Below are 12,133 nucleotides of genomic sequence, written 5' to 3' on the forward strand. Positions count from 1 at the left end.
TGATGTGGGATTTCACGTTTAAATTTTTAATCGACTATATAGTAATCATAAGCATAGATTTTTTTAAAACCAAAGCTTTTATAAAGATGCAAAGCTGTTGCATTTGTGCTTTCAATTTGTAGCCAAACAAAGCGGATAGCATCAAAAAGCCGTAAATATTCCAAAACAGCATTAAAACTTTGTCTTCCCAAACCTTGCCCACGCATATTGGGGGCAAGTGCAAAATCAAACATTCCGATCATGCCATTGTCTTCCACCAAAAATATATTGGCAAAAATTTTGCCATTTATTTTAAGAATAAGCGGATATGGTTTTGCTTCACAGCGCTGCACCAATTGATTTAGCGGCTCAACTTCGTTTGGCTTTGCTTGATGATGGGCAATCGAAATCTCAGCATAAAGCTGTGGGTCAATAAGTTCTATCGATATATCGCCAATTGTAACACTTTCAGCAAATAGGTTAAGATCAGCAATAGGGCAATTGTCAAAGGTTGCAAGCACATCCCTCCCCTTTAAATCCAACACATAAACCCCAACACTTGCCAAAGCTTTCCACTGGTGGCGTTCGACATAATTTAAAATCTTTGGCGCACTTAATGGAATAAGCCGCATGGCCAAAGGCTTTTTTAAATGGCTTCCACAATGGGTAAGCACTCGCTGCTCAATATTATGATCATCAGCCATATTAAGCGGCGTCACATTATTTAAGCGTTTAAATGGGCTGTCTGGCGTTTTACGCACCAGCCAACCACCGTCATAATAAGATATTTCTGCAACCCAACTACGATAATAACTATCTTCAAGCTGTTGGATAAGATTAGCTACGGTAGTCGCCATTGATTGCCACATATTCCTTAGTTAAATCACAAGTCCAAACCGTTGCCTCGCCATCGCCAAGCCCGATATCGACGCCAATCAATACTTCACTATTTTTCATATAATTTGATGTCGCTTCTTCGCTATAATCGGGGTCACGTTCACCATCAACTGCAACGCGAATATCACCAAACCAAATTGCTAAGCGGTCACGATCTGCTTCTTCCCCTGCTTTACCAACGGCCATAACCACCCGCCCCCAATTGGCGTCTTCACCGGCAACAGCAGTTTTGACCAATGGCGAATTAGCAATCGACATAGCAATTTTTTTGGCAGCCTTATTATCCGTGGCTCCACGCACATTAATTTTTATCAGCTTTCTTGCCCCTTCCCCATCGCTTGCCACTTGCACGGCAAGATCTTGCAACACATCATTAAGGGCTGCTTTAAACACAGCAAAACGCAGATCAGCTTCATCGCTTATTGGCTTGACGCCTTGTTCCAAAGCCGTGCCGGTTGCAAATAGCAGCAAAGTATCAGATGTTGATGTATCGCTATCAACGGTAATTGAGTTAAAGCTGATTTCTGTGCCAGTGCTCAACGCCTTTTGTAATAATATGCTTTCAATTGGCGCATCAGTCACGACGAAAGACAACATGGTCGCCATATCAGGCGCAATCATGCCTGCGCCTTTCGCCATGCCATTAATGGTGAGCTTAATGCCATCAATCTCAAAGCTACGCGTTGCCACTTTAGGAAATGTGTCAGTCGTCATAATCGCACGCGCCGCATCAAGCCAATAATCTTCGCGCATTGTTTCAACCATGCCATCCAAAACATTGGTAATGCGGCTTGCATCCAATGGTTCGCCAATAACACCCGTAGAAGCAAGATAAATTTCATCCTCACGGCATGATAAAATAGCTGCTGCTGCTTCTGCCGTTTTTGTAGTGGTGACCTTACCCTTTTTGCCCGTAAATGCATTGGCATTACCGGAGTTAACCACAACAGCTTTTGCTTTACCGTGAGCAAGCGACGCGCGGCAATGATCGACAGTTGCCGAAGGGCAGCGCGAACGCGTAAACACACCTGCAACATCAGCAGGTTGATCAAAAACGAGAAATAATAAATCAGTACGGTTTTTATATTTAATGCCAGCCTGTGCTGTTGCCATGCGCACGCCTTTTAGGCTTGGCATATCAGGATAGGATTGTGGCGCAAGAGGCGAAATAGCTGTCATAATATAGCTTTCCTTATAAAAACTTAAAACCGTAAAACAAAAATGATAGGCGAAATAGCAAAGCAAGTGTAGAGCATTTTATACGAAAGTGAAGAAATTTTTAAACCAAAAATCACTGCACAAACACTTTTATCTAAGGCCTTTTTCTATAAATTCATCAGTGAGAATCACCTTGAAAGCTAATCTATACCACTCTCTTATTACTTTATATGAACCGTCGTTTTGCGTTAACTAATAGGCCGTTGAAAAATACGAAATATGCATATCTACTAATGTTTATACCGAACCCAACCACCTTGATAAAATTTAAGGTGTGGATGATGCTTATACTCTGTTCAACAACTCTTGATTAAAGCTGTAACAATTATTGCAAAACTCATCAAGTAATTGATTTACAATAACTTTATTTATTAACCATTTTTTAATAATTATGCAATTGTGGCTTTTGTGCCATTGACAGCCCCCCCTTAAGCAGTGTTAACCTTTTGTTAATAATTCGCCAAAGACATGCCATAAAGACTAAAATCCATTGTTACAAAGTGGTTTTACCCCCAAATGGTTTTGTTAAAGTGATTTAAATTTTAAAACAGGTTAAGTTGTAATGCGTAAAATCTGCCAAATTGCTCTGCTTGCCACTAGCTTTTGCCTAACATCAGGTAGCCTTGCGCTTGCCAGTAGTCCATTCATGAAAACTGGTTTCATTACATCTCAACCAATTGGCCATTATGAATTTTGCCAAAGATTGCCGAAAGAGTGCAATCAAAAAGACCGCAATCCTGTTGCCATCAAACTGACCCAAGAAATTTGGGATAATATTTTGTTTGTGAATTATGATGTCAATACGCGTATCCGTCCAGCGACAGACATGGAACTTTACGGCAAGGAAGAATATTGGGCTTATCCTGTTGATGCAGGTGATTGTGAAGATTATGTGCTTTTGAAGCGCCGCGAGCTAAACCAACGCGGCATACCCCTATCAAGCCTACTTATCACCGTTGTACGTAAACCTGATGGCGAAGGCCATTCAGTTCTCACTATTCGGACTGACCGTGGTGATTTTATTTTAGACAATTTGCGCGATAAGGTCTTGAATTGGAAAGATACTGAATATCTTTATCTTAAACGCCAATCAACCCAAAATACCGGTCAGTGGGTATCAATCGAACAACCAGAAGATTTGCTTGTTGGTGCGGTTAAATAGGGGTAATTTGCAATTATTGCCGCATTAAATTTTGCCCAAACCATCTTATAAATGGCAGATAAAGAGCTTGCTTATGAATAATAATATTATTATTCAAAAATTGCGTAAACCTGTTGATGATCTAACGCAAGAATTATCACAGTTTGATGGCGATTTATGGAAAAAATCATCCCTTTCCTTGCATTATGATTTTAGTGAAATCGTCATTCATATTTTGATGCAAAAGGATGAAGATTTAGAGCAATGCTACCAAAAGGTTCGTGAACTATATCTTAACAAAGACCCAATTCTCTATTCCTTTGAAATCGATGCTTATTTCTTGGCCAAAGCCAATGATAATTGCTACCATCAATTTTCATTCATGTCATTTACCAATTTTTTAGCTGGTGAAACATTAGATGGGCCCTTAGACCCTAATAATTATGATGTTAGACTGATCGACTATATTTCTAGCATGTTTTAATACTGCTATTCTGTCAAAATATATAAAGCATAATTTTAGAGAACGCGCGCTATAAAGGATTAAAGCACTTTAACTCTGAGAGAGCCAAAGTGCTTTAAATTAACTTATTTCTTTGTCGTTTTGTTTTGCTCTTCCGGTTCTTTGATAAGATCCTTATTGGCAATAATAGCACGGTACCATTTACGGTGGTGTTGCCAAGCAAAACCGCCAGTTACCTTGCCCTTTATCATCGCTCCTAATGACCCACGAATCCAGTAAACCGCATACATGTGGAAAATCCAGATTGCGATAATAATAACCGCCATCAGCGAGTGAGCAAGCAAGGCATAGCGCTGCAATTCAATGCTGAAATATTGCGCAAAATAAGCTTGCCATACCATAAAGCCCGAAACGATAAGAATAATCAACCCCATAGACATTGCCCAGAAAATACATTTCTGACCAAAATTATATTTGCCAATTTCAGGTAGATTTTCTTCATGATTGCCGAGCACATCATGGACCTGCATAGCCCATTTTAAATCGGAATTTTCCCAAATGTTTAAACGCCAAAAACGGAAAAATAAGCCAGCGAAACTCAAAACCATCACAACGCCAATAAAGGGGTGAATGGCGCGTATAACCTGACCGCCGCCAAAAAGATGGGCAATAAAGAACAAAGGCGGCCAATACATAGCAAGGCCGGTTAAAGCAAGTAAAATCATTGAACCAGCAGCGATCCAATGATTAATCCGCGCGCCAACGGTATAACGGTTGACAATAACCGGTTCGCCATCGGTGACGATATCGCCTTTTTCGTAATATTTATGCTTCATCTTCGGCCTCCTTCAAGGCTTCTTTAGCCTCGATCTCTTCCTTTTTCTTAACGCGGCTTGCACCAAACATCATAGCATGGGCAGCAGTGGCAACAATAGCACCAGTAATCGCGCTAATACCGACATATTTGGAAATGCCTTTCCATGTTTTAACAATCGGCGAGATTTTTGGTTCATCGGGCAAGTTAGCATAAATATGGGGTTGATCATTGTGATGTAAAATATACATCACATGAGTACCACCAACGCCTTGCGGATCATAAAGACCAGCCTTTTCATAGCCACGAGACTTTAAATCCTTAATTCGATCTTGCGCATGGGCTTTCATATCGTCTTTGCTACCAAACATAATAGCTTCAGTTGGACAAGATTTTGCACAAGCGGGCGCTTGACCAACTGCCAAACGATCAGAGCAAAGAGTGCATTTATAAGCCTTATGGTCAACTTTTGAAATGCGCGGAATATTAAATGGACAGCCTTTAACGCAATAGCCGCAGCCAATGCACTTATCATGGACAAAATCAACGACACCATTTGAGTATTGTACGATAGCCCCGGGAGATGGGCAAGCCGCAAGACAACCAGGCTCTGAGCAATGCATGCAACCATCCTTGCGGATAAGCCACTCAAATTGATCAGTTTCTGGATTAATCCATTCCGAAAAACGCATTAAAGTGAAAGCATCAGGCGAAAGATCATGAGGATTTTGGTACGACCCGACATTTTCTTCAATTGGCGGCGTTAACTCATTCCATTCTGTACAGGCTGATTGGCAGGCTTTGCAGCCAATGCAGCGTGACACGTCAATGAGCTTTGCAATTTCTTCAAGCTTTCGGCTAGGCTCCGGCAAATTAGATGCCGAAGCCTTGATGTAATCATCAGGACCAAATTTAGGTTTTATCTGTCCCTCGCTGGGAGGATTAATATTGACCATTTTCTTCCTCCTTAACTTACATCGACTGGCGCGCGTGATGGCTCGATATTGACAAGAAATGCCTTAAACTCCGGTGTATTGGAATTGGCGTCGCCAACAAATGGTGTCAACGAATTTGGACCAAAGCCCTTTTTCGCTGCGCCAACAAAGCCCCAATGCAATGGAATACCAATGACATGCACTTTTTGACCATCACAATCGAGTGGACGGATACGCTTGGTTACCAAGGCTTTAGCAAAGACACTGCCGCGCTTATTCCAAACACGCACCCAACCGCCGCGCTCAATTTTCTTTTCTTCCGCCAATTCTTCCGAAATCTCGACAAAGAATTGCGGCTGCAAGGCAGCATTGACTGGATTATTCTTAGTCCAATAATGGAAATGCTCGGTCAAGCGATAAGATGTCGCCGCATAAGGGAATTCAGAACGATCTCCCAATTGTGCTAAATCTTTCTCAAAGATACGCGCCACCGGATTGCCGCGAATATGCGGAGCAATCAAATTGGTCATTGGTGATTCAAATGGCTCATAATGAACAGGGAATGGCCCATCACGCAAACCTGCCAATGAGAATAACCGCGCACTACCTTCGGCATTCATAATGAATGGGCCGACACTGCGTGGATCAGAGGTTGGTGTAGTGTCTGGAACGTCAAAACCGCCCCATTTCTCACCATCCCACTCAATAATCTTACGATCCTTATCCCAAGGCTTACCATCAAGATCGGCAGAAGCGCGATTATAAATAATACGCCGATTAGCTGGCCATGCAAAAGTCCATTTTTGATAAAGACCGGCATTGTCATAGTCGGTATTATCGCGCCGTGCCATGATATTGCCGTCCTCGGTATAAGAACCGGCATAAATCCAGCAACCACTTGCGGTTGTACCATCATTCCGCAATGCGGCGAAACCACCAATCTGCTTGCCTTTTTCAAGGATTTTCTTGGTTGGATCCTTGTCATCATAAACGTCTTCAAGGACATAACCATTCATTTCCTTGGCAAGTTCATGAGGCGATGGATCTTCCGGATCTTCATAAGGCCAATGAAGATTGACGATAGGATCTGGGAACACACCGCCTTCTTCTTGGTAAAGCTTTTTCAAGCGCAAGCCAATTTGCGCCATAATCCAAGTATCAAACTTTGCTTCACCAGGAGGATTTTGCCCTGCCCAATGCCATTGCAACCAACGACCAGAATTCACCACTGCGCCTTCATCTTCGGCAAAGCAGCTAGTTGGGAATTGGAATACTTCAGTTTGAATATCTTTGGGATCATAATTGTTAAAATCACCATGATTTTCCCAAAAACGTGCTGTTTCCGTTTCTAACGGATCCATCACCACCAAATATTTCAACTTAGACAAGGCACGCTGTACCTTAGCGCGGTTGGGGAATGATAAAACCGCATTAAAGCCTTGACAGAAATAGCCCGTCATCTGGCCGTTATCCATCATTTCAAAAGCTTTTAGAATGTCATAATTGGCAATATCTAGCTTTGGCAGATAGTCATAGGCCCAATCATTTTCTTTTGTTGCAGCTTTGCCCCACATTGACTTTTGGAAGGAAACAAAGAATTTGTCATAATTCTTCCAATAGCTTACTTGATTTGGTCGTAAAGGTTTAAACTGGCGGGTTGAAAGATAGGTCTTTAAATCAACCTCTTTTTCATTAGGAATATTCATATAGCCCGGCAATAGATTGGACATCAAGCCAACATCAGTAAGACCTTGAATATTTGAGTGACCACGCAAGGCATTCATGCCGCCACCACGCACACCAATATTGCCAAGGATAAGCTGAAGCATCGCCATGGTACGAATATTTTGCGAGCCTTTAGAATGCTGTGTCCAACCAAGCGCATACATGGAGGTCATGTTTTTGGTTGGGCTTGAACATTCGGCAATCATTTTGCAAATTATACGATATTTGTCTATAGGTGTACCACAAATGCGGTTTACCAATTCAGGCGTATATTGTGCGACATGTTTGCGCAAAAGCTGCCAGACACAGCGAGGGTGCTGCAATGTCTCGTCAATTTTTGCAAAGCCATCATCGCCCATTTCATAGGCCCAACTGGATGTATCATAACTGCGGCTTTCTTCATCATAACCGCTAAACAGACCATCCTTATACTCAAACGTATCCTTAATAATAAAGGCAGCATTGGTATAATGGCGCACATATTCCAACTGAACTTTATCGTTTTCCATGCAGTAGCGGATAACACCAAGCAAGAATGCAATGTCACTGCCCTGACGGATAGGCGCATAATAATCTGCCACCGATGCCGAGCGGGTAAAACGCGGATCAACAACAATGAGCTTGGCACCCCGATGCTCTTTAGCATGAGTTACCCATTTGAAGCCGCAAGGATGCGCTTCAGCAGCGTTGCCGCCCATAATAATGGCAAGATCAGTTGCACGGATATCTGTCCATGCATTCGTCATTGCACCACGACCAAATGTTGGGCCCAGACTGGACACCGTTGGGCCGTGTCAAACGCGTGCCTGATTATCAAAAACCAGCATGCCTGACGAGCGCACTACCTTATAGGTAAGAAAAGCCGTTTCATTGGTTGTTGCAGAAGCTGCAAGAAAACCAGTTGAAATCCAACGATTAACCGTTTGACCTTTTTCATTTTTCTCGACAAAATTTTTGTCGCGATCATCTTTCATATAGCGAGCAATTTTATCAAGAGCCTCGCCCCAGCTAATATTCTCAAAATGATCTGAACCGGGCTTACGAACTTTTGGTTTGGTTAAACGCGTTGGCGCATTAACCGTATTGAAAAGCGCTGCACCCTTTGGACATAAAGTACCACGATTGGTTGGATGATCAACATCGCCTTCAATGTGAACAATTTTAGCATCACCCTTTTCCATAGTACCCTTAGCATAAAGGATAATACCACAGGCGACAGAACAATAGGTACAGGTATTGCGGGTTTGCTGAGTGGCGGCTAGACGGTAAGGACGAATGGCACTATGCACAGCAGCTTCTGCCTCATCAAAACCTAGCGCGCCAAGCGCTGTTACAGCAACCCCCGCGCCTGCACCCTTTAAAAAGGCGCGCCGCGAGATCTCAAAATTCATGGCGGGTATCCTCCATCTCTATCAACATATTGGTGAATTATTGTTTTTTTAGCTTCACCAACCTGCTGTTAAAACATTGCTTTATTTTGCGGCGCTCAGCTTTGCATCCTTGAACCTTAGTTCTCTAACCATAGATTCCAGCAAGGCAAGTACCTATTTAAAGGCGCATGCATAGAATTATTCTAACACAATGTCAAAGAATTAGAACGGTTAAAAGTCAATTCTAGGTGAGAATATCAATTTACACTGATTTTCTTGTGTAACAGCCTCTAATGAGATGAAGAATGTTTCAATTTGAAGCAGTTATCGCTTTAATGAAATCACAGCCTTTAGAACCAATAAGTGATTATTGAACATTTTTTACAGGCTTTTAAAAGCACTGGTTGCTTTTAAAACATTGGTTACCAGAAAACCATTTGCAAAACGAACAAATTATTCTATTGATAATACAAAATGATAGCATAAAAACTGCGCCTAAAAGGATTTTAACATGGATATGAACAATTTACGCGGCAATGAAGCTAAGCTTCAATATAAGGGTGGCGATTACGTTATTGAAATTCCAGGAACCTATGTTTTATGCGCTGTCAGCCGCGAGAAAATTCCTCTTGACGACTTACGTTATTGGAATGTTGAACGGCAAGAAGCCTATGCAAGCTGTCAAATTTCCTATGAGCGTGAATTGGAATGTAATCCGCATTTGCGTGATGTGCTCACCAATACTTAAGCCGACAATTTTGGCGGCGACTGCAAACCCCTTGGATTATCCATTTAAACTTGCGTATTAAAGCATGGCTTTTATTTCTTGGCATATTTTAAAGCAAGACCTTTTCATCTTTGGTTAAAATTGCTTTCAGCACAGCCAAGCAATCAAATTCAAACCTTTGCCTGCCTACTATAAAAAGCCACGCAGCTGCTTTTTTAACAGATGCGTGGTAAAATATTAGGAGTTTTCAGGGTAGTAATTTAGTCAATTTTATACAGCACAATGCTGTTAATTTTCATTATGGGCGCGGTTTATGCTGACCTTCTGGATGTGAAGGCTTACCATGATCTGGCTTTGCATGTGCCTTATGCTCGCCATCAGGCTTAACATGAGAAGGCTTCTTATCACCAACATGCTCTGCTCGCATTTCACGAGCTAAATTATTTAAGCGCGCTAATTGTTCAGGTGTAAGTTTTTCACGAAGCTCTTCGGCGGCTTTTTTAAATGCCTTAGCCTTTTCGGCTTGTTCAATCATGCGATCGGCCATACGCTCACCTAGAATAAGCTCTTTGGGTCCGTCAGCAGTTTCACCATCGCGAGGCGCCTTATCCGCGTGTGGCGGCTCCGGCATTAAACCAACAAGTGCGGCAGTATAAGCACGCCAGCTATCCAACTGGTCAGATTTAATACCAATTGCTGTTTCAATTGCGGAAAGACGTTCAGCCATACGCAAAGCATGACGTTCTTCTCCTGCATGTCCACGCGGGCCGTTACCTACTGGCGCTTGCTCTGCATGAGGAGCTGTAGGCTTTGGAGCATCTGGCGCTGCGAATGCCAAACCTGGCAAAGCAAGAGCACCAACCATCATCGTAGAAAATAACACTTTTTTCATTTTTTACTCCATTACAATAATATTAATAATAATATAAAACCTAGTGTCCCAACCGGTGGCCCAACACCATTTGTTGAAGCTATTCTTAAATTTAATCATGTCTAAAATTAGCTTTAATTAAGTCAAAAATGTGTTTTGCCGTAAAATTAAGATTAATTATTTGCAATAATTCCATTAAATAAGATTAAAATTTTGTAATATTTTAATATTTTTTGAAAAAACCAGCTATAAATTTATAAAAATCATTAATATAAACTTTTTTAATATTATAATTTATTAAAAATAATTAATTTATGACTATTTATAAATAATTTTTATATAAATAAATTACATATATTATTTAATTATTATCAAAATAGACATAACCCTATAGATGTCACGTAAACAGCTCATAAAAAATACCAACTCTATGACACACAAGAACTCTATTTGATCTTGTTCTTTAGGGCTATTATTATTCCATTTTACTTAAAGTCCTGACCCTAATTTCTAACGGTGCCAATATGGGATTTATGAACTATTCAATAATACTGCAACTTGATGAATCACGCTCGAAGCTTTTAACTTATATTGGAGATCTTGAAAATTATGGGTGGTCTTTGCAAGATACCAATGGTTATGCATGTTATAAGGATGAAAATGAAGACTGGCAGCAAGAAAAATATGACGCATCATTAAAAACCAAGATTGCATCATTCATCACCGACAAGAACTGCAATGATATAGCGTTTGAACTCTATTATAAAGATGCCAATGTCTGCGTAAGTTGCTACAAAGAGGATCACATCGCGTTTTTCTGTTTTCGCGATCGTATAGAGCGGCAATCAGATCGACACAAATCTATGCCAATTTGGGATGCAGCTTGGTATTTTGACCATCTCATCATGCCTATTTATGCGGCTCATCAATTATCCTATATTGGATATCAAATCTTGCAAAACGCTAATTATTAATAAGCTTGAAGTTGCTCGCAAGCGACATACAATATTAATGGGCAAGGCCAACCCTATGTCATTGCTTTGACAATTTTTTTAAAATTTAAATGCCATTTAATATGATCTCACCCTTAAATTATTTATAATTATATTTATTTGTTTAAAAATAAACAAAGTATATCAAGGTTAATTCTATATTAATCATTATATCACCAAATTAGCTTAAATATTTAATCATATCAAATCATTATTCTGCATGCTCTTACTAATACAGCCAACAGAGTTCAATCACGGATAGTCTTGGCATAAATTTTGGGAGGCTGCATAATACATAAAGCATGATTTAAGTTAACATGGGATAATATAATGAAACTGAAACGAGTATTCAGCGGCTTAGCATTATTAGGAGCAGTGGCTACGTCAGCTTGTGTAACCAGTGAAGGCCCCACTAGCTTTACATCAACCTATCCACTTGTGCGCGATGCGGGCTATACGATTCCAGCCATTGATCAAAGCAAAATAAAGCCAGAATTTCGCCGCCAAGTGGTTAGTTACCCAACCACAGAAAAAGCTGGCACTTTGATCGTTGATACTAAGAGTAAATTTTTATTCCGCGTTATGCCAAATGGCAAAGCCATGCGTTATGGTATCGGCGTTGGACGTGATGGTTTTCGCTGGTCTGGCACTGCTTATATTGGGCAAAAAAAGGAATGGCCAACCTGGACACCACCTGCATCAATGGTACGCCGACAGCCGCAACTAAGACAATATGCTGGCGGTATGAAGCCGGGGCTTAATAATCCACTTGGGGCGCGGGCACTTTATTTATATAAAAATGGGCGCGACACTATTTACCGCTTACATGGCACACCAGAATGGTGGACAATTGGTAGCAATATATCATCAGGTTGTATTCGCTTAAACAATCAGGATGTGATCGACCTTTACAGCCACACTCCAACTGGCACCAAGGTTATTGTACAATAGGCAAATTTTGGTCTTTTATGATAATTTTTTATGATAAAAGACCAAATATT

11 protein-coding genes are annotated in these 12,133 nt (G+C 40.9%); 5 read left to right on the forward strand and 6 right to left on the reverse strand.

The features are described 5' to 3' along the window. Window positions 1–26: 26 nt before the first annotated feature. Window positions 27–836, reverse strand: coding sequence for a GNAT family N-acetyltransferase (locus N6B01_RS10255; RefSeq protein ID WP_262078622.1), 810 nt, complete (start codon window positions 834–836; stop codon window positions 27–29). Then, window positions 817–2,058, reverse strand: a complete 1,242-nt coding sequence (gene argJ / locus N6B01_RS10260) for a bifunctional glutamate N-acetyltransferase/amino-acid acetyltransferase ArgJ (RefSeq protein WP_262080644.1) — start codon at window positions 2,056–2,058, stop codon at window positions 817–819. The genes N6B01_RS10255 and argJ overlap by 20 nt, the downstream gene beginning before the upstream one ends. A 598-nt stretch (window positions 2,059–2,656) precedes the next feature. Between argJ and N6B01_RS10265 the strand changes: the two genes are divergently transcribed. Together N6B01_RS10265 and N6B01_RS10270 are read left to right on the forward strand one after the other, a co-directional pair. Then, on the forward strand, window positions 2,657–3,256 hold the full coding sequence (locus N6B01_RS10265; RefSeq protein WP_182417677.1) for a transglutaminase-like cysteine peptidase: 600 nt from the start codon (window positions 2,657–2,659) through the stop codon (window positions 3,254–3,256). Between the two features lie 73 nt (window positions 3,257–3,329). Then, window positions 3,330–3,719 carry a hypothetical protein gene (locus N6B01_RS10270; protein WP_262078623.1) on the forward strand — a complete coding sequence of 130 codons (390 nt, stop codon included), beginning with the start codon at window positions 3,330–3,332 and terminating at the stop codon, window positions 3,717–3,719. A 104-nt stretch (window positions 3,720–3,823) separates the two neighbouring features. Here the strand turns inward: N6B01_RS10270 and N6B01_RS10275 are convergent, their stop codons facing one another. The 3 genes from N6B01_RS10275 to fdnG are packed head-to-tail and all read right to left on the reverse strand — an operon-like array spanning window position 3,824 to window position 8,563. Then, the gene (locus tag N6B01_RS10275; RefSeq protein ID WP_262078624.1) at window positions 3,824–4,534 is read right to left on the reverse strand and encodes a formate dehydrogenase subunit gamma; all 711 of its coding nucleotides are present in this window, start codon (window positions 4,532–4,534) and stop codon (window positions 3,824–3,826) included. Next, window positions 4,524–5,468 carry a formate dehydrogenase subunit beta gene (gene fdxH, locus N6B01_RS10280; RefSeq protein WP_262078625.1) on the reverse strand — a complete coding sequence of 315 codons (945 nt, stop codon included), beginning with the start codon at window positions 5,466–5,468 and terminating at the stop codon, window positions 4,524–4,526. The genes N6B01_RS10275 and fdxH overlap by 11 nt, the downstream gene beginning before the upstream one ends. 11 nt (window positions 5,469–5,479) lie before the next feature. After that, entirely contained in the window at window positions 5,480–8,563 is a 3,084-nt protein-coding gene (fdnG, locus tag N6B01_RS10285) for a formate dehydrogenase-N subunit alpha (protein WP_262078626.1), read from the reverse strand. Window positions 8,564–9,059: 496 nt separating this feature from the next. On the opposite strand from fdnG, the gene N6B01_RS10290 reads away from it, so the two are divergent. Beyond that, on the forward strand, window positions 9,060–9,290 hold the full coding sequence (locus N6B01_RS10290; RefSeq protein WP_410007263.1) for a DUF2093 domain-containing protein: 231 nt from the start codon (window positions 9,060–9,062) through the stop codon (window positions 9,288–9,290). A 277-nt stretch (window positions 9,291–9,567) separates the two neighbouring features. Here N6B01_RS10290 and N6B01_RS10295 read toward each other — a convergent pair whose 3' ends face one another. Next, the gene (locus N6B01_RS10295) at window positions 9,568–10,161 is read right to left on the reverse strand and encodes a Spy/CpxP family protein refolding chaperone (RefSeq protein ID WP_262078628.1); all 594 of its coding nucleotides are present in this window, start codon (window positions 10,159–10,161) and stop codon (window positions 9,568–9,570) included. Between the two features lie 512 nt (window positions 10,162–10,673). On the opposite strand from N6B01_RS10295, the gene N6B01_RS10300 reads away from it, so the two are divergent. Both N6B01_RS10300 and N6B01_RS10305 read left to right on the forward strand, forming a co-directional pair. Next, the gene (locus N6B01_RS10300; protein ID WP_262078629.1) at window positions 10,674–11,114 is read left to right on the forward strand and encodes a hypothetical protein; all 441 of its coding nucleotides are present in this window, start codon (window positions 10,674–10,676) and stop codon (window positions 11,112–11,114) included. Between the two features lie 348 nt (window positions 11,115–11,462). Then, window positions 11,463–12,083, forward strand: a complete 621-nt coding sequence (locus N6B01_RS10305) for a L,D-transpeptidase (RefSeq protein WP_262078630.1) — start codon at window positions 11,463–11,465, stop codon at window positions 12,081–12,083. The last annotated feature ends 50 nt before the right edge of the window (window positions 12,084–12,133 follow it).

Origin of the sequence: Bartonella sp. HY406 (assembly GCF_025449315.1) — a bacterium.
GTDB lineage: Bacteria > Pseudomonadota > Alphaproteobacteria > Rhizobiales > Rhizobiaceae > HY038.